The sequence below is a fragment of the Shinella sp. WSC3-e genome (assembly GCF_945994535.1).
Lineage (GTDB): Bacteria > Pseudomonadota > Alphaproteobacteria > Rhizobiales > Rhizobiaceae > Shinella > Shinella yambaruensis.
Genome location: NZ_OZ000531.1, coordinates 513,015 through 530,865, shown reverse-complemented (window position 1 = coordinate 530,865; position 17,851 = coordinate 513,015). Strand labels below are relative to the sequence as shown.

The 17,851-nt window shown below is 67.3% G+C and carries 16 protein-coding genes; 7 read left to right on the top strand and 9 right to left on the bottom strand.

All coding sequences use genetic code 11. From position 1 onward, the window contains the following. Window position 1: 1 nt before the first annotated feature. Genes AABF56_RS25615 through AABF56_RS25605 form a run of 3 tightly spaced genes read left to right on the top strand, consistent with a single transcriptional unit; the run spans window position 2 to window position 3,857 of the window. A complete protein-coding gene (locus tag AABF56_RS25615) occupies window positions 2-1,279 on the top strand; it encodes an NAD(P)/FAD-dependent oxidoreductase (protein ID WP_272807630.1) in 1,278 nt (425 codons plus the stop codon). 37 nt (window positions 1,280-1,316) lie between these two features. Then, a complete protein-coding gene (locus AABF56_RS25610) occupies window positions 1,317-3,071 on the top strand; it encodes a thiamine pyrophosphate-binding protein (RefSeq protein WP_272807631.1) in 1,755 nt (584 codons plus the stop codon). A 27-nt stretch (window positions 3,072-3,098) separates the two neighbouring features. Then, window positions 3,099-3,857, top strand: coding sequence for an SDR family NAD(P)-dependent oxidoreductase (locus AABF56_RS25605; RefSeq protein ID WP_272807632.1), 759 nt, complete (start codon window positions 3,099-3,101; stop codon window positions 3,855-3,857). A 12-nt stretch (window positions 3,858-3,869) separates the two neighbouring features. Here the strand turns inward: AABF56_RS25605 and AABF56_RS25600 are convergent, their stop codons facing one another. The 9 genes from AABF56_RS25600 to AABF56_RS25560 form a co-directional block, all read right to left on the bottom strand. Further along, window positions 3,870-5,450, bottom strand: a complete 1,581-nt coding sequence (locus AABF56_RS25600) for a GMC family oxidoreductase (RefSeq protein ID WP_272807633.1) — start codon at window positions 5,448-5,450, stop codon at window positions 3,870-3,872. Between the two features lie 7 nt (window positions 5,451-5,457). Beyond that, window positions 5,458-6,888 (bottom strand): NAD-dependent succinate-semialdehyde dehydrogenase, encoded by a 1,431-nt coding sequence (locus AABF56_RS25595; RefSeq protein ID WP_272807634.1) that lies wholly within the window; start codon window positions 6,886-6,888, stop codon window positions 5,458-5,460. Next, on the bottom strand, window positions 6,878-7,885 hold the full coding sequence (locus AABF56_RS25590) for an NAD(P)H-dependent flavin oxidoreductase (RefSeq protein WP_272807635.1): 1,008 nt from the start codon (window positions 7,883-7,885) through the stop codon (window positions 6,878-6,880). Before AABF56_RS25590 ends, AABF56_RS25595 begins: the two co-directional genes overlap by 11 nt. Window positions 7,886-7,889: 4 nt before the next feature. Then, window positions 7,890-9,512, bottom strand: coding sequence for a class I adenylate-forming enzyme family protein (locus AABF56_RS25585; protein ID WP_272807636.1), 1,623 nt, complete (start codon window positions 9,510-9,512; stop codon window positions 7,890-7,892). After that, window positions 9,502-10,281, bottom strand: coding sequence for an enoyl-CoA hydratase/isomerase family protein (locus AABF56_RS25580; RefSeq protein ID WP_272807637.1), 780 nt, complete (start codon window positions 10,279-10,281; stop codon window positions 9,502-9,504). The genes AABF56_RS25585 and AABF56_RS25580 overlap by 11 nt, the downstream gene beginning before the upstream one ends. Further along, window positions 10,281-11,468, bottom strand: coding sequence for a CaiB/BaiF CoA transferase family protein (locus AABF56_RS25575; RefSeq protein WP_272807638.1), 1,188 nt, complete (start codon window positions 11,466-11,468; stop codon window positions 10,281-10,283). Before AABF56_RS25575 ends, AABF56_RS25580 begins: the two co-directional genes overlap by 1 nt. Further along, complete coding sequence (locus tag AABF56_RS25570) at window positions 11,468-12,214, bottom strand: enoyl-CoA hydratase/isomerase family protein (RefSeq protein ID WP_272807639.1); 747 nt, start codon at window positions 12,212-12,214, stop codon at window positions 11,468-11,470. Before AABF56_RS25570 ends, AABF56_RS25575 begins: the two co-directional genes overlap by 1 nt. 8 nt (window positions 12,215-12,222) lie before the next feature. Continuing rightward, a complete protein-coding gene (locus AABF56_RS25565) occupies window positions 12,223-13,149 on the bottom strand; it encodes a hydroxymethylglutaryl-CoA lyase (RefSeq protein WP_272807640.1) in 927 nt (308 codons plus the stop codon). 79 nt (window positions 13,150-13,228) lie between these two features. After that, window positions 13,229-13,795: a MarR family winged helix-turn-helix transcriptional regulator gene (locus AABF56_RS25560; RefSeq protein WP_133036248.1), complete on the bottom strand. Its 567-nt coding sequence runs from the start codon at window positions 13,793-13,795 to the stop codon at window positions 13,229-13,231. 177 nt (window positions 13,796-13,972) lie between these two features. Between AABF56_RS25560 and AABF56_RS25555 the strand changes: the two genes are divergently transcribed. The 4 genes from AABF56_RS25555 to AABF56_RS25540 are packed head-to-tail and all read left to right on the top strand — an operon-like array spanning window position 13,973 to window position 17,814. Beyond that, complete coding sequence (locus AABF56_RS25555) at window positions 13,973-15,016, top strand: ABC transporter substrate-binding protein (RefSeq protein ID WP_272807641.1); 1,044 nt, start codon at window positions 13,973-13,975, stop codon at window positions 15,014-15,016. A 22-nt stretch (window positions 15,017-15,038) separates the two neighbouring features. Then, window positions 15,039-16,106 (top strand): ABC transporter ATP-binding protein, encoded by a 1,068-nt coding sequence (locus AABF56_RS25550; protein WP_272807642.1) that lies wholly within the window; start codon window positions 15,039-15,041, stop codon window positions 16,104-16,106. Continuing rightward, complete coding sequence (locus AABF56_RS25545) at window positions 16,103-17,005, top strand: ABC transporter permease (protein ID WP_338341911.1); 903 nt, start codon at window positions 16,103-16,105, stop codon at window positions 17,003-17,005. The genes AABF56_RS25550 and AABF56_RS25545 overlap by 4 nt, the downstream gene beginning before the upstream one ends. Beyond that, the gene (locus AABF56_RS25540) at window positions 17,002-17,814 is read left to right on the top strand and encodes an ABC transporter permease (protein WP_272807643.1); all 813 of its coding nucleotides are present in this window, start codon (window positions 17,002-17,004) and stop codon (window positions 17,812-17,814) included. Before AABF56_RS25545 ends, AABF56_RS25540 begins: the two co-directional genes overlap by 4 nt. Window positions 17,815-17,851 lie beyond the last annotated feature (37 nt).

Genomic DNA, 17,851 nt, shown 5'->3' with positions numbered 1-17,851 from the left:
AATGCCAAGCGGAGTTGCCAAGCATGTGGTCGTGATCGGGGCGGGCATCGTCGGTGCCTGCTGCGCGCTCGAGCTCGTCCGCGACGGCCATCGGGTGACGATCGTCGATGCCGGCGAGCCGGGCGGCCGGCAGGCGGCGAGCTACGGCCACGGATGCTGGATCAGCCCCGGCTCCGTGGTGCCGATGTCGATGCCCGGCCTGTGGAGGAAGGTGCCCGGCTATCTCCTCAATCCGTGCGGCCCGCTCGTCATTCGCTGGCGGTACATCCTCAAGCTCCTGCCGTGGCTCGCCCGCTTCCTGCTGGCCGGCGCGACGGTGACGCGGGTGGAGCGCACGGCGCGTGCGCTCGCAACCCTCCTGAAGGACAGCCCTTCGCGGCACGGTGCGCTGGCCGGCGAAATCGGCCGGCCCGACCTCGTTCTCCAGGAGGGCCTGCTCTACGCCTATCCGGACAGGGCAGCCTTCGAGGCCGAGGCGCTCGCCTGGCGCCTGCGCCGGATGACGGGCCTCACATGGCGGGAGCTCGACCGGAGCGCACTCGAAGCGCGCGAGCCCGGATTGTCGCCTCATTACCAGTTCGGCGTCCTGGCGGAAGACGGGGCCCATTGCATCGATCCCGGCGCCTATGTCGCCGCCATCGTCGCGCTGACCGTGAGCCGCGGCGCAAGCCTCGTCCGGGCGAAGGCGACGGGCTTCGATGTCGAGGGCGGGCGGCTCGCCGCCGTACGGACGGAGGCCGGGGCGATCGCCTGCGAGCGCGCCGTCATCGCCTGCGGGGCATGGTCGAAAACGCTTGCGCGCATGGTGGGTGACCGCGTTCCGCTCGAGACCGAGCGCGGCTATCACGGCATCGTCGCATCGGACCAGGCGGGGCCGCGCCATCCGATCATGCCGAGCGATGGCAAGATGGCCAACACGCCGACGCTCGCCGGGTTGCGCCTGTCCGGCCAAGTGGAGCTTGCCGCGCTCGACACGCCGCCGAACTGGAGCCGCGTCGACATTCTCGTCGCGCATGCGCGCCATACCTATCCGTCCCTCAAGGGCCGCGAGGATGTCGTCCTCGACCGGTGGATGGGGCATCGGCCCTCCACGCCGGACGGCCTGCCGGTGATCGGCCCGTCCACCCGTTCGCCGGATGTCCTTCATGCCTTCGGCCACGGCCATGTGGGCTTTGCCAGCGGCCCCGTCACCGGCCGCATGATCGCGGACCAGATCGGCGGCAGGCCCTGCTGCCGAGACCTCGCCCCCTTTTCGCCCCGGCGCTTCGGCCGGGCTTAGATCGACGATTTCGAACAGACGAGTACAGGAGAAAGCAATGCGCGGAGCAGACATCCTTGTGGACATGCTCATAGGCTATGGCGTCGAGGTCGTCTTCGGCGTGCCCGGAGACACCAACGTTCCCTTCTACGAAGCGTTGCAGCAGCGCGAGGGCAGTATCCGCCATGTCATGGCCCGCGACGAGCGGTCCGCCGGCTACATGGCGGATGCCTACGGGCGCTTCACCAACCGGCCGGGCGTCTTCGAGTGCCCGTCGGGCGCGGGCGCCATGTATTCCCTGCCCCCGGTTGCCGAATCCAACATGTCCTCGGTGCCGGTCATCCTCCTGACGATCGACATTCCGCTGCCCGGCGAAGGGCGCGGCGTGTTGACGGAGCTGGATTGCGCCCGGCTCTTCGATCCGGTCACCAAGATGTCCGTGCAGGTGAAGTCGCCGGAAAAGCTGCCCGAGATCATCCGCCGCGCCTTCCGCGCCGCCTGCTCGGGCAAGCCCGGCGCGGTCCATCTGCAGATCCCGGAAGACATGCTGCTCGCCGAGGTCGATCCGGCACGCGTTTCCCTGCATGTGGAAACCGAATGCGCGACCTTCCCGGCCTATCCGACCCTGCCGCCCGCCGACAAGCTCGACAGCGTGCTGTCGCTGCTCATGACCAGCAAGCGTCCGCTCATCGTGTCCGGCGGCGGCGTCAACCGCTCCTGCGCGGGCCCGGAAGTCACCGCCCTTGCCGAGCGCCTCAACATCCCCGTCTGCACGACGATGACGGGGCAGGGCACGATGCCGGACGATCACCGCCTCGCGGTCGGCGTCATCGGCGACAACGGCTTCCATCCCCATGCCAACTGGGCGCTGGAACACGCGGATTTCGTGCTCTTCGTCGGCTCGCGCATGGGCTCGGTCGTGACGATCGGCTGGACCTTCCCGAAGATCACGCTCAACAAGCGCGTCGCCCAGATCGACATCGATCCGGAGATCATGGCGAACAACTACGAGAACGCCGTCTCCGTACAGGGCGACGCGCGGCTCGTCCTGCAACGGCTGATCGACATGGCGCCCGCCGACAACGACGCGGCGCGTACGCAGGACTGGGTGAACGAACTCAATGCGCTGCGGGCGGACTTCTGGGAGAATGCCGAGACCCTGCTCGGCTCGGAAGCCGCGCCGCTGCGCCCCGAACGGGCCGTGCGCTGCTTCAACGAGGCGCTGGAGGCCTATGGCAAGCCGGCGCACATCTATTCCGACGCCGGCACGCCGACGCCGCATATGACGCGTTTCCTCAAGCTGAAGGACCGGCGCACCCGCTTTGCCATTCCGCGTGCCTTCGGCGGCCTCGGCTCGGCGCTGCCGGCCACCATCGGCGCGTGGTTCGCCGACAAGGAGCGCCGGCCGATCGGCATGTTCGGCGACGGCTCCTTCGGCATGTCCGTGGGCGAGCTGGAAACGCTGGTCCGTCTCCAGGTGCCGGCGATCCTGCTGCTGTTCAACAACGGCACCTTCGGCTGGATCAAGGGCCTTCATCGCCTCAGGGGGCACAACCAGTGCTTCGGCGTCGACTTCCTGCCGCCGCGCGGCCAAGCGATCGCCGAGGCCTTCGACGTCAAGGCCTGGACCGCGACGAATTCGCGCGAACTCGACGCGGCACTTGCGGAGGCCTTCGCCTATAAGGATGGTCCCTGCCTGATCGACATCCATGTCGAATCCATCGCCGACCGCGTTCCGCCGGTCTATTCGTGGCTGGCCAAGCGCGGCAAGGATCCGCTCAGCATCGAGGCGGAAGACGTCCGCTACGCCTGAGGGAAAATCGAACGACGGGAGATCACCATGGCAAAGGGACCGACAATCCTCGTGACGGGCGCGGCCGGCGGTATCGGAGCGGAAATCGTCCGGCACATCGCCGGGCCGGGCGTGGCGCTGCTGCTGCATACGGGCACCAATAGGGAAGGATTGCAGGCCGTGGCCGACGAGGCGCGCGGCAGGGGCGCGAGGGTGGCCGTGGAGACGGGCGATCTCGGTGATCCCGCCGTGCCGGCGCGGCTGGTGGACGCCGCGCGCGGCGCCTTCGGTAGGCTCGACCAGATCGTCTCCAACGCCGGACGGGCGCATCAGGCGCGCTTCGAGACGCTGGAGGCGGACGACCTGCAGGCCGCCTTCGCGACCATGCCGATGGCGTTCTTCCATCTCGTGAAGGCGGGCCTTGCGGACCTGCGCGCCTCGCCGCAAGGCCGTGTCGTGGCGATCAGCTCCTTCGTTGCCCATGCCTTCGGCACCAACGGCATGCACTTTCCGGCCACCGGCGCGGCGAAGGCGGCGCTGGAGGCGCTTGCCAAGTCGCTGGCCGTGCAGCTCGCCCCGGACGGCGTGACGGTGAACTGCGTCGTGCCGGGATTCGTCCGCAAGGCGAGGGATGGCCACAGGGCCATCACCCCCGCCTCCATGGAAAGCGCGCGCGCCGTGACACCCAACGGAACGCTCGGCGAACATGCCGATATCGCCGCGCTTGTCGCATTCCTCCTGTCCCCCCACGCCCGCCACATCACCGGGCAAAGCATGCATGTCGACGGTGGCCTCCTGCTGCCATAGGTGCGGTTTTCTTCACGTTGAAAGCAGGAAGTCGGCGCAGCGCTCCGCGATCATGATGCAGGGGGCATTCGTGTTGCCGCTCACGAGTGTCGGCATGATCGAGGCGTCGGCGATGCGCAGGCGCGGGATACCCTGCACCCGCAGCCGGTTGTCGACGACCGACAGCCGGTCGCGGCCCATCCTGCAGGTGCCGGCCGGGTGGTAGACGGTCTTGGCATTGGCCCGCGCATGCGCCTCGAAATCCGCATCGGACGACTTCTCGTCCCCGGGTGCCAGTTCCCGGAAGCCGAGGGCCTTCATGGCGGGAGCGGCGAGAATCTCGCGCGAGAGCCTGATGCCGCGCACCAGGGTATCGACGTCTTCCCGGGCGACCAGGTTGTTGCCGACGAAATGGATCGGATCCTCGACCCGGTTGCTGCGCAGCGAAACCTTGCCGCGCGAGACGGGACGCAGGATGCAGGGATTGATCGAGACGCCATGGCCCTCCATCTGGCCGCGGGTGGCATCGCCCACGAGGGTCGGCGTGACGTGGATCTGGATGTCGGGCCGCCCGCAGCTCCCCGTGTCGATGAAACCGCCGCTTTCCACCACATTCGACGACAAGAGTCCGGACCGCCCGAACAGATAGCGAAGCCCGTTTGCGACGGCCTTGAGGCCCTTGTCCTGGTCCTTCAGCGAGATCGGCCGATCGGTGATGCCGTAGACGGAGACGGCGATATGGTCCTGGAAGTTCTCGCCGACCCCCGGAAGGTCGCGGACGACCGGGATGCCATGCCGCGCGAGCATCTCGCCCGGGCCGATGCCGGACAGCATCAGGATTTTCGGCGTGGCGAGCGCCCCGGCGCAAAGGATGACCTCTTCTCTCGCCCGAGCCTCGAAAATGCTGCCGTCCCGCCGGCGATAGGCAAGGCCGGCCGCCGCGCCGTTCTCCAGGATGATCTTCGTTGCGATGCTCTCCGTGCTGATCTCCAGGAGAGGGGAGCGGCGCACCGCCTTCAGGTAGGTCACCGCCGTGGAACCGCGCCGGGCATTCACCGTCGTCGTCTGGTAGAAGCCGACGCCGTCCTGCCGGGCGCCGTTGAAATCGTGCGAATAGGCAAGGCCGACCTGCTGCGCGGCCCGGACGAAGGCCGCGCTGATCGGGTGGCGAAAGCGGGGCTCTGAGACCTTCAGGGGACCGCCGGTGCCGTGATAATCGTCGGCGAGAACCTCGTTGTCCTCCGAACGGCGGAAGACCGGCAGGACATCCTCGTATCCCCAGCCCTCGCAGCCGAGGTCCCGCCAGGTGTCATAGTCCTCGGCCTGGCCGCGAATGTAGATCATCGCGTTGACGGACGAGCCGCCGCCAAGCGTCCTGCCTTGCGGCACGAGCAGGACCCGGTTGTTGGCGCCCGGCTCCGGCTCGGTGGCGTACATAAAAGTCCGCCGGGTGCCGAGAACCTTCACGAAGGTGGCGGGGATGTGGATATAGGGGGTGTTGTCGGCAGGCCCGGCTTCGAGAAGCAGGACGCTCTTGCCTGCCGTCACGAGCCGGTTTGCGAGAACGCAGCCGGACGAGCCGCCGCCGGCGATGATGTAGTCGTAGCTTTTCATCGGGCGCTCACAGGCCAATATGGCTGACGAACTTCGTCGTCAGGTAGGCGTCGAGCGTTTCGCTGCCGCCCTCGCTGCCGTAGCCGCTCTCCTTGAGGCCACCGAAGGGCGTTTCCGCGGCGGCGATGCCGAAATGGTTGATCGAGACCATGCCGGCTTCAAGCTCGGTCGAAAACCGGTCGGCCGTCGCCAGCGAGCGCGTGAAGCCGAAGGCGGCGAGGCCGAAGGGCAGGCGGTTGGAGCGCCGGATCGCCTCGTCGATGTCGGAGACGGGCACGAGCGCCGCAAGCGGACCGAACGGCTCGTCATTCATGACCGCTGCGTCTTCCGGTACGTCGCCGAGCACCGTCGGCTCGAAGAAATAGCCGCTGTTGCCGATGCGCTTGCCGCCGCAGTCCAGCCGGGCGCCATGCGAGACGGCGTCGTCCACGAAGCGCGCCATCGCATCGAGCCGCCGGGCGTGCGTGAGCGGGCCCATCTGCACGCCGTCCGACAGGCCGTCGCCGACCTTGATGGCGCGCGCACCGGCCATGAAGCCCGACCGGAAGGCGTCGTAGACGTCTTCCTCGATATAGAAGCGGGTGGGCGCGGCGCAGACCTGGCCGGCATTGCGGTATTTCAGCATCAGGCCGAGCTTGACGGCGGCCTCGACATCCGCGTCCTTCGCGACGATGTAGGGCGCATGGCCGCCGAGCTCCATCGTCGCGCGCTTGACCCCGGCCGCGGCCATCGCCCCGAGCTTCTTGCCGACCGGAACGGAACCGGTGAACGAGATCTTGCGGATGACCGGCGAGGCGATGAGGTGCTCGGAAACCTCGGCGGCCGGGCCGAAGACGATGCCGAGCACGCCCGGCGGCAGGCCGGCATCCTGGAAGGCGCGGGCAAGCGCGATACAGGCGGACGGCGCCTCCTCCGGCGGCTTGGCGATGATCGAGCACCCGCTGGCGAGCGCGGCGGAGACCTTGCGCACGAGCTGGTTGATCGGGAAGTTCCAGGGGGTGAACGCGGCGACCGGGCCCACGGGCTCGCGCAGGACGACCTGGCGTGCGCCCGGCACGCGCGCGGGGATGACGCGGCCATAGGCGCGCCGGCCCTCCTCGGCATGCCATTCGATGTGCTCGGCGGCGGCATTCGCCTCGCCGCGCGCCTCGGCGATCGGCTTTCCCTGCTCCCGGGACATGAGCTGCGCCATGGTTTCGGCACGCTCTCGCACGAGGGCGGCCGCCTTGTGCAGGATCTTCGCGCGGTCGAGGGCGGTGGTCCTGCGCCAGGTTTCGAAACCCTGCTGCGCCGCTTCCAGCGCCGCGTCGAGATCGGCGCGTTCGCACAAGGCCAGTTGCGCGATCAGCTCGCCGGTTGCCGGATTGTGAACCCCGGCCGATCGGTTGCCGGCGGGCGCGCGCCATTCGCCGTTGATGAGAAGCGGTTTATCCAGCATGGCTCAGTCCTTCATGAGAGCGTGTCATGGGGCGGGGCAGGGCGGCGAGCGCCGCCGCATAGTCCCGCGCGATGGCGGCGACGATGTCCGCCGCCGGTAGGATGTCGTTGACGAGGCCTGCGCTCTGGCCGGCCTCGACCTTGCCGTTCTCGACATCGCCGTCGAAGGCCGCGGCCTTGAGCGAGGCGGCGGCGAAGAGCGCCTTGCGCTCCTCCAATTGCCGTCCTTCCGCTTCCGCCGCCCCCATCCGTTCGCCAAAGTCGTTGCGCAGGATGCGGATCATGCCGATGCCATGGCCGACCACCATCGTGTCGGTGACGGAGGCGGACAGCAGGCGCCGGCTGTAGGCGGCGTGCAGGCGTGCCTCGCAGGACAGCATGAAGCGCGTGCCGAACTGCGCCGCGCCGGCCCCCAGCGCCAGGGCGGCGGCAAGGCCGTATCCATCGGCAAAGCCGCCGCTGAGGATGAGCGGCACGCCGGGCACGGCCCTTACGATCGCACGGCCGAGAACGAGCGTGGAGACGAGATCCGGCGGAGGATGGCCGCCGGCTTCCCCGCCGACGGCGATCAGGCCGTCGACACCGACCGCCGCTGCCTTGGCCGCGTGCTCCGCACCGGCGACCACATGCAGGCAGACAGTGCCGATGGCCTTGAACCGCTCGAGGTAGCGCTTCGGCCCGCCCTGGGAGGCGATGAGCACGGGCACCCGCTTTTCGACGAGGAGGTCCATGATCTCGTCGGCGCCCTTGCGATAGAGCGGCAGGTTGACGGCGAACGGCCTGTCCGTGCCCGCCCGCACCGCATCGATCGCCGCGGCGAGGTCGTGTGCATACATGGGACCTGCGGCGATCACGCCGAGACCGCCGGCGGCCGAAACGGCAAGCGGCAGGGCCGCGTTGGACGATGCCCATGACATGCCGGCCTGGATGATCGGCAGGTCGATGCCGAGGAGCCGCGTCACATCGGTTTCGATCCGCATGGGGGTTTCGATCCGCATGGGGTCACGCTCCGATCAGCTTGCGCGCATGTTCGGCAAGCTGCTTCTTCTGGATCTTGGAACTCGCCGTCATGCCGATCGCTTCGAAGCTCTCGACGATCCAGACATGGCGCGGCACCTTGAAGCCGGCCATGTTGGCCTTCGCCCAGTCCATGATCTCCGCCGGTTCGGCCTTGGCGCCCTCCTTCAGGATGACGAAGGCACCGGTCACCTCGACGAGGCGTTCGTCCGGCACGCCGACCACCGCCGCCTGGCGGATCGCCGCATGGCGATGCAGGACGTTCTCCACGTCGGCCGGCGAAACGTTCTCGCCGCCGACGCGTACGATCTCCTTGGCGCGGCCGAGGAAGGTCAGCCTGCCGTTCTCGTCCAGCGCGCCGAGATCGCCGGTGGACAGCCAGCCGTCGGCCGAGAGCGCGGCCCGCGTTTCGGCGGGCTTGTCGAAATACTCCCGCATGACACTCCAGCCGCGCACGAGGATTTCCCCCGATTCGCCGCAGGCGGCATCCTCGCCGTCTTCCTTCAGGATGCGGACGTCGATGCCCGGTTGCGGCCGCATGGCGGCGGATATGCGGACGGCCTCCGGCTCCCACCAGGAGGATTGCGCGACGTTCGGTGCGGCTTCCGAAAGCCCGTAGCCGATGACGCATTCGCCTGCGCCGAGCTCGTCGATGACGCGGGCGACGATGGTCGGCGAGGCGGCGAGCCAGGCGCCGCGCAGAACGAGGCGGCGCGCCTGGCGCTCGGGATGGCTGAGCAGCATCAGCGCCATCGTGTCGTTGCCGGAAAAATGCGTGCAGCGCTCGGCCTCCATGAGGCGCAGCGCCTCACCCGGTTCGAACCGGTCCATGGAGACGAGCGTCGCCATGTGCTGGAGGCAGGAGAGGATGGAGAGCGTCGTGCCCGCGACGTGGAAGAACGGCCGGGCGCTATGGAACCGGTCGCCGACGCGAAGGCCCATGCGATGACCGGAGACGAAGGCGTTGCCCAGCATGCTGCGCTGGGTCAGGAGAACGCCTTTCGGAAAGGATGTGGTGCCGGACGTATACTGGATGAGCAGCGGGTCGTTGGCCTCGCCCTGTGCCTGCGCGGGCGAGGCGCCGCTTGCAAGCAGGGCCTCCCAGGCGAGGGCCGCGGGCGGCACGTTGTCTCCGATGACGATCAGTTGCCTGAGATCCGGAAGGGCGGGGGCGGGCAGCCGGTCGGTGAGCGCGGGGTCGATCTGCCGCAGCAGGCCGATGAAATCGATCTTGAGGAACCGGTCGCACAGGATGAGGCGCGAGACCTTCGACTGGGAAAGCGCATAGGCCATCTCGGCGGCGACGAAACGGGTGTTGATCGGCACGGTCACCGCGCCGAGCGAGCCGATCGCCAGAAAGATCGCCACCCAGCGCGTGGAATTGCCGAGGCAAAGGCCGATGTGCTCGCCCTTCCTCACGCCCTGCGCCGCCAGTCCGTCGCGGATGCGTGCGACCTCCGCGGCGAGCGCGGCATAGGTCAGCCGCCCGTCCGCCGCCACGACGGCCTCGACATCGCCGGCAAGCGTTGCGGCCCGTGCCAGTGCGGCGGAGATCGTCGTTGCGCAGAGCGCGTCGATGTCGAAGGGCGCGGCATGGTCAGAGATCATGGTTTTCCTTGCCTCCGACGCTGTTTGCGAAGCGGTTCAGGCCGTCGCGCCAGCCGCCGTCCGCCAGGCAACGCTCGATCGCGGCCATTTCGACGCGGATGCCGTTGTTGAGGTCGGTTTCGCTGCCGAGATCCACCGCCTGCTTGGTCAGCGCCATGGCAAGCGGCGGCGCGGCGGCGATCGCCTCGGCGATGCCGGCGATGGTTTCGGCCAGGGCTTCCGCCGGCACGATGCGGGCGACGAGGCCAAGCTGGTAGGCCTCCTCGACCGGCATGGTGCGGCCGGTGAACAGGAGTTCCTTGGCCCGCATCTTGCCGATCGTGCGTTGCAGGCGCTGCGTTGCGCCGACCGTGCCCCATTGCGGCTCGGGGAAGCGGAAGGTCGTCCTGTCCGATGCGATGACGAAGTCGCAGCTCATCAGGATCTCGCCGCCGGAGCCGACCACGGGTCCCTGCGTTGCCGCGACCACCGGCTTGCGGCAGCGGGCAATGGCGTCGTAGGCGGCGAAGGAGGCGCGCCGCCGGGCGATCACCCAGGCCTCGTCCCGGCCGTTGCGCTCCTTCAGGTCCGCTCCGGCGCAGAAGACGGGACCGTTTGCCGAAAGCACGACGGCGCGGATATCGGCATCGGCATCGAGCGCCTCGAAAATCTCCTTCAGGGCAAGGCACATCGGCAGGTTGAGGGCGTTGCGCGCTTCCGCGCGGTCGAGGACCACATGGGCGACACCCTCCTCGCGCCGCAGGAGAACCGGGGGTTTCGCTTTGCTCATCAGATCACTCCCTCATTCCTCAGCCGGTCTATGGTCTCGGCCGGCATGCCCAGTTCCCCGGCAAGCAGCGCCGCCGTGTCCGCACCGAGCGGCGGCGGGCAGCCGATGGCGGGATCCTCGTAACCCGCAAAGCGCAGCGGCGTGCGCAAGGCGCGGACGGTGCCCTCCTCCGGGTGGTCGAACGTGCCGACCACGCCGCGGGCCTCGCTGTGGGGATCGCTCAGGATCTCGCGGACCGTGTTCACCTCGCCGGCCGGCACGCCGCGGTCTCTCAGCGCCTCGGCGAGCGGTCCGCGTTCGCACTGCGCGATCGCCTGCCGCATGCCCGCCATCACCCGTTCGCGGGCGTCGACGCGGGCGGCGTTCTTCTTCAAGGCCGCGTCGGCGGAAAGATCGTCGAGGCCGAGGACCCCGCAGATATCGTCCCAGTGCTGGTCGCTGCCGCTGATATGCAGCCATGTGCCGTCGGCGCACTGGAACGCCGCGGAGGGAACACGGCCCGGATGCTCCGTTCCCGAGCGGCCGATATCCTCGCCCAGCGCGAAGAGGCGGGCGGCGGCAAGCGCCAGGAGGCTCGTCTGGACATCCATCATAGACAGGTCGACATGGCATCCCCGGCCGCTGCGCCCGCGCCCGACCAGTCCCGTAAGGATCGCGATCGCGATCCACAGGCCGGAGGTCATGTCCGAGACCGGAATGCCGGCCTTGGCGGGCGGCGCGTCGGGATGGCCGGTGAGATGCATGATACCGGAGAGCGCCTGGAAGATCGTGTCGTAGCCATTGCGCAGGCGATAGGGTCCGGTCTGCCCGAAGCCGGTATTGGAGACATAGACGAGGCCGGGATTGCGGCGGGAGAGCACGTCGTAGCCGAGATTGAAGCGGTCCATCTCGCCGGGCAGGAAGTTCTCCACAACGACGTCGTGCGTCTCCGCCAGCCTGGCGGCGATCTCCTGTCCTTCCGGCGATTTCAGGTTCAGCGTCATGGAGCGCTTGGCGCGGTTGAACGCGAAGAAATAGGCGCTTTCGCCGCGGGGCAGCCGGGGCTCGAACAGGCGGGATTCATCGCCCGTGCCCGGCCGCTCGACCTTCGTCACCTCCGCGCCGAGCTCGGCGAGGATCTGCGTCGCCATGGGGCCGGCGAGCACGCGGGAAAAGTCGAGGATGCGGATGCCTTCCAGCGGCTTCATCAGCACTCCTCCCGGAAGCTGCGCATCTGCGTGTTGACGGTGCGCCCGGCCGCCATCGCCTCGTCAAAGGGGAGGTCGGCGACGCGATAGTACAGCGACTTGACGGCGGCCATCGCCTTCGGATGCGCGGCCACCCATTGACCGGCGATCTCCAGCGCCGCCTCGACGACCGCCTCCGGCGCGACGATCCGGTTGACGAGGCCGAGGGCGCGTGCCTCCTCGGCCTCGATGAGGCGGCCGAGGCTGACCATCTCGAAGGCCGCCTTGCGGCCGAGCGAGCGTTGCAGGCCGGTCATCACCAATGCCGGCACGATGGAATGCTTCAGCTCGGGATAGCCGAATTTCAGGTCGGTGCCGGCGACCATCATGTCGCAACCGATCGCCAGTCCGGCGCCGCCGCCGACGGCCGCGCCGCGCACGGCCGAAACGACCGGTTTGGAAAGGCGCTGCATCATCGCCTGGGTCCGGCAGGTGAGGTCGGCGCGCTTTTCCACGAGGTCCTGGTTGGCCGGCGTCAGGGTGGAGAACTCCGCAAGGTCCGCTCCCGCGCAAAAGGCCCGTCCCGTCCCCGTCAGCACGATCGCCCGCACGGCCTCGTCGGCGTCCGCGGCGAGCAGCGCGTCATGCAGCGCCTGCGTCAGGGCCGTGTCGAGGGCATTCAGCTTGTCGGGCCGGTTGAGCGAGAGGATGCGGACCGGGCCGCGGTCTTCGCTGATGAGGATCGGTGAAGCGTCAGTCTGTGTCATGAGAAATCCTACGCTGCCAGATGGCCGAAACCGGTGCGCGCCACCTTGCTCTGCAACTCGCGCCCAAGCGCCTGCTCGCATTGCAGCGAGGCGGCCTGGAGCCTGTCGATGTCGATGCCGGTCGCAATGCCCTCGGCCTCGAAGAGATTGACGAGATCTTCCGTCGCCACATTGCCGGTATAACCGCCGCCATAGCGGATCTGGGCGGGATGGCCGCCGACGCCGCCGATCGCGCTGTCGAACCAGCGGCAGCCGACCTCGTAGGCGGCCATGCAATTGGCGATGCCGGTGCCGCGCGTGTCGTGGAAATGGGCGATGGGCGTGACGTCGGGCACCTCGGCCATGGCGCGGGCAAAGAGGCGGCGCACGCTGCCGGGCGTGCCGTGGCCGGTCGTGTCGCAGATGGAGACGTGGCGCACGCCGAGGTCGGAGAAGGCCTTCAGGTCGCCGATGACGGATGCCGGGTCGACCCGGCCTTCGAAGGGGCAGCCGAGCGCCATGGAGATCACGCCGATCAGGCGGAACCCGCCATCCGCCAGCGCGACCATCTCGGCAATGTTGCGCCATTGCTGCTCGCGCGTCGTGCGCAAGTTCTTCTCGGTGTGCGCCTGTGTCGCCGACACGAGCAGGCTTATCTCCTCCGGTCCATGGCCGGCTTCGCGATCCCCGATCGCCCGTCTGACGGCATGAAGGTTGGGACAGGTCGCCTTGTAGGCCGTGCCCGGCCGGCGGCGGATGCCGGCCAGCACGTCGCTGGCATCGGCGAAAACCGGCACATGGCGGGGGCTGCTGTAGCTCGTCGCTTCCACGCGCGGGAAGCCGGCTTCGGAAATGGCGTCGATCAGGGCAATCTTGGTTTGCGTGGAAAGGTCCGTCGTTTCGTGCTGCAAGCCGTCCCTTGCAAAGCACTCGCAGATTGTCAGCGCCTCCGACATCTCGATCCTCCCGGTTTCCTTGGAGGTAGTGATGCGAAATTTAGTTCATATTGTCAACTATAATTCTGGCGATGCATGTTCACTCCTCGTCCAGTTCGCGCAAATCCTCCTGGGATGCCCTGGTTTTCAGGTCGTGGAAATAGTGCGCGCTGTTGCGTCCCACCCGCTGCAGCAGTTCGATCAGGATCTGTCGTTCGGCGTGGCTGAGGGTCGAGAGCATGTTTTCGTTGCGCTCGAAGGCGTCGGCCAGGATCGCCTGCGACAGGTCCAGCCCCTCCGGGCTGAGCTTGAGCAGGATGCTGCGCCCGTCCTCGGGATTGGCGGTCTTCAGGATGTAGCCGCGCTCGATCATCGAAGAAACCGTCCGGCTCATCTGGCTTTTCAGCAGTCCGCTGTGTTTCGCCAGCTCCTGGAGCGGCACTTCGCCGAGATATTTGAGAACGGCGAGCGCGCGCCATTCGCGCGCGGTGATGCCGTATTTCGGCCGGATCGAAAGGGCCGCGATGCGGGTGGAAAGCCCGGCCAGCCGCTGCAGCTCGAAGGAGAACAGGTCCCGTATGTCCGGTTCGCTCTTCTGGGGCGCCAGGTGTCCGCGAAAGAAACTGCCGTCGGAGCGGTCCGTCATGTTTTCGACTTTCTTATTCAAATGGTTGCTCCTCACGGTTCCCGCCGGGTCATTTTATGCGCAGAAATTTAGTTGACAAGGTGAACAATATAGTTCATCTCATTAACTAGATTGGCACGCAGGGAACGGAATGTCGATCATGCATTCGGGCCGTGGAGGATGGCTCCGGCCGGGCATCACCAGAGGAGGAACTTGGTAATGGCATCGTGTAATCGCGCATTCTTGACCATCGCCGCGACAGCGGGCGTGCTCTCCTTCGCCGGCGTCGCCGCGGCGCAGGACGTCCTCACCGTCGCCGGCTTCGGCGGCAACCTTCAGACAGACCTGCGCAAGACGATCTGGCAGCCCGCGGCCGATGCCGCAGGCGTCGAACTGCGCGAGGAAACCCAAGACGGGCTCGCCGCCGTGCGGGTGCAGGTCCAGTCCGGCTCCCCGACCTGGGATGTCGTGCATCTCGGCGCGGACGAATGCGCGGTCGGCGGCAAGGAAGGGCTTTTCGAGCCGCTCGACTACGGCACGATCAGCACGAAGGGTTTTGACGCGCGCGGATACGGCGAGCACTGGATCGCGACGAACACCTATTCCGTCGTCCTGGCCTGGCGTACCGATGTCTACAAGGACAAGGCGCCGGCAAGCTGGCAGGATTTCTGGAACGTGGAGGCCTTTCCCGGCCGTCGCGCGCTCAGCACCTATCCGCAGGAAATGATGGAGATCGCGCTCATTGCCGACGGCGTCGACAAGGACAGCCTCTATCCGCTCGACACCGAGCGGGCGCTCGCGGCCCTCGAGAAGATCAAGGCCAATGTCGGCGTCTGGTGGTCGTCCGGAGCGCAGTCCGCCCAGCTCCTCAAGGATGGCGAGGTCGACATGATGGCGATCTGGGGCAGCCGCGTGGCGTCGGTGATCACGGACGGGGCACCCGTCAAGTTCACCTACCAGGATGCGATCCTCGGCTACGGCTGCCTGGCGATCCTCAAGGGCGCGCCGCACGCGGCGAGCGCCCAGAAGTTCATCGCCGGCGTCGTGTCGCCCGACGTGCAGGCGCGCATTCCGGAAATGATGCCCTATTATGGCCCGACCAACAGCCTGGCCTTCGAGGTGAAGGCGTTTTCGCCGGAGGTGCTGGCGCAATCCAACATGTCGCCGGAAAACGTCAAGAAGCAGACCTTCCTCGATGCCAACTGGTGGCGCGACAACAACGAGCTGGTTCGCGAGGACTACAGCCTGCTGATGTCGAACTGATCGAACGAGCCGGGAGGACAGGATGCGCTCGGGCAGAGTCAACCTTCGCGAGGTCCACAAGGCCTATGGCAGCTTCAGGGCGCTCGACGGCGTTTCCCTGGATATCAAGGCGGGGGAGTTCCTGACGCTTCTCGGTCCTTCCGGCTCGGGAAAGACCACGCTTCTCAACGTCATCGCCGGCTTCGAGCGGCCCGATCTCGGCAGCTTGCTGGTCGATGACGTCGAGTTCATTACGCGTCCGCCGCACAAGCGCGACCTTGGCATGGTGTTCCAGAACTATGCGCTGTTCCCTCACATGGACGTCTTCTCGAACGTTGCCTATCCGCTCAAGCTGCGGAAGGTGGACAGGCCCTCCATCCGCAGGCGGGTGATGGATGCGCTGGAGATCGTGCACATGCAGCACCTTGCCGATCGGCGCATCACCGCGCTGTCGGGCGGCCAGCGCCAGCGTGTGGCGCTGGCGCGCGCCTTCGTCTTCGAACCGCGCCTGCTGCTGATGGACGAGCCGCTCTCCGCGCTCGACAAGAACCTGCGCGAGCACATGCAGATCGAGCTCAAGCGGCTGCACAGGCAGCTCGGCATGACGACGATCTATGTCACGCACGACCAGCAGGAGGCCCTGACCATGTCGGACCGCATCGCGGTTCTCGACAAGGGAAGGATCATCCAGCTCGACGTGCCCGCGACGGTCTACGACCGCCCGAACTGCAAGTTCGTCGCCGGCTTCATGGGCGAGACCCGCTTCCTGCCCGTCGAGCGCCGCGACCAGTCCTATGTCCTCGATGGACGGCCGCTCCGGCTTGCCGATACGAGGGCCGCCTCATCGACGGGGGAGGCCTGGCTCATGGTCCGCCCGGAGCGGCTGCGCTGGCAGGGCGATGCCGACCACGACAACCGTATCGAGGGCAGGGTGCTCGATGTCGTCTATCGGGGGGATTGCAACCAGGTTTCCGTCTCGCTGCCCGGCGGGCATGAGGTCGCCATCCGCCATGCGGGGGCGGAACGGCAACCCTTGCCGCAGCCCGGCGATACCCTTGCCCTGTGGCTGCCGGCGGAAGCGAGCCTCGTCATCGGGAGCGCCGCGCCATGACGCTCGCCATGGACGGAGCCCCGGGCATGCCGCTCAATCGCGCCATGCTCAAGAGCGCAAGGCGCCGGGAGCGGCGCATTTTCAGCGGGCTTGCCCTGCCGGCGCTGGTCCTCGTCGCCTGCATCCTTCTCATCCCCTTCGCCTGGCTTGCCTGGCTGTCGCTGTTCGATGCCGCCGGCGATCTCTCGACCCAGAACTATGCCCGGCTGCTGCGGCCCGCCTATGTCGGCAGCTTCCTCACCACCTTCAAGGTCGCGGGGCTGGTGACGGCGCTGTGCGTGGTCTTCGGCTATCCGGTGGCCTATCTCCTGTCGCAGCTTTCCGCGCGTGCCGCGCAGATCCTCCTGGTGTTCGTCATCCTGCCGTTCTGGACGTCGGTGCTGGTGCGCACCTATGCCTGGCTGGTCCTGTTGCAGCGCAACGGCGTCATCAACGACTGGCTGCTTTCGATGGGCGTGATCGACGAGCCGCTCGCGCTGGTGCACAACCTGACAGGCACGATCATCGGCATGGTGCATGTGATGCTGCCCTTCCTGATCCTGCCGCTCTATGCGTCCATGAAGGCGATCGACCCGGTGCTTTTGCGCGCGGCGGCCAATTGCGGCGCCTCGCCGAGCCAGGCGTTTCGACAGGTCTTCCTGCCGTTGTCGATGCCCGGCCTTGCCTCGGGCATCGCGCTGACCTTCGTGCTTTGCCTCGGCTTCTATCTGACGCCGGCCCTTCTCGGCGGCGGCCGTGTCGCCATGTGGTCCACGCAGATCGCCGATGCCGTTTCGAAATTCTCCAACTGGGGCGCGGCAAGCGCCCTCAGCGTGGCGCTGCTGGTGGTGACGGCCGTCGTTCTGTGGGGCGTGCGCAGGCTGACCGACGCCTTGAGCTTTTCCGCGGGGAAACCATGATGCTGAACACGCCGGCCACCTCCACCCAGGTCACGCACGGCCAGCGCCTCTGGCTCTATGCGACGGTTGCGCTCGTCATGGCCTTCCTGGTTATTCCCTGCATCCTCGTCATCCCCATGTCGTTCTCGGACTCGCAATATCTCGAGTTTCCGCCACGCAGCCTCAGCCTGCGCTGGTACGAAGCCTTCTTCACCTCGCCGGAATGGATCCAGTCCGCGGTGGTCTCGCTCAAGGTCGCGGGCCTCACGACGATGCTGGCCACCGTGCTCGGCACGCTGGCCTCCTACGGGCTCTACAAGGCGACCAGCCTCTTCACGCCGATTACCCGGGGCCTCTTGATGCTGCCGATGATGATCCCGCTGATCTTCGTCGCTATCGGCGTGTTCTTCGTCTACGCCCGCTTCGGGCTCAACAACACCATCACCGGCCTCGTCCTGGCGCATACCACGCTCGCCATCCCCTTCGTCATGATCGCCGTCGGCAACGGGCTGAAGAGTTTCGACCCCAACCTCGAACGTGCCGCCCGCAGCCTCGGGGCCTCGCCCGTGACGGCCTTTCTCACCGTCACGCTGCCGCAGATCCGCATCTCGGTCTTCTCCGGCATGCTGTTCGCCTTCGTCACGTCCTTCGACGAGGTCGTCGTCTCGCTGTTCGTGTCGAGCGGCGCGAACTCCACGCTGACCAAGCGCATGTTCGCCAATATCCGCGACCAGGTCGATCCGACCGTCGCCGCCATCTCGTCCATGCTGGTGGCCCTGTCGATCGTCGTCCTGATCGCCGCCCAGTTCGTGAAGCGCAAGGACGCGTGACGGCCGTCCGATACGCCCCGCATCCCATTTCAGGAGG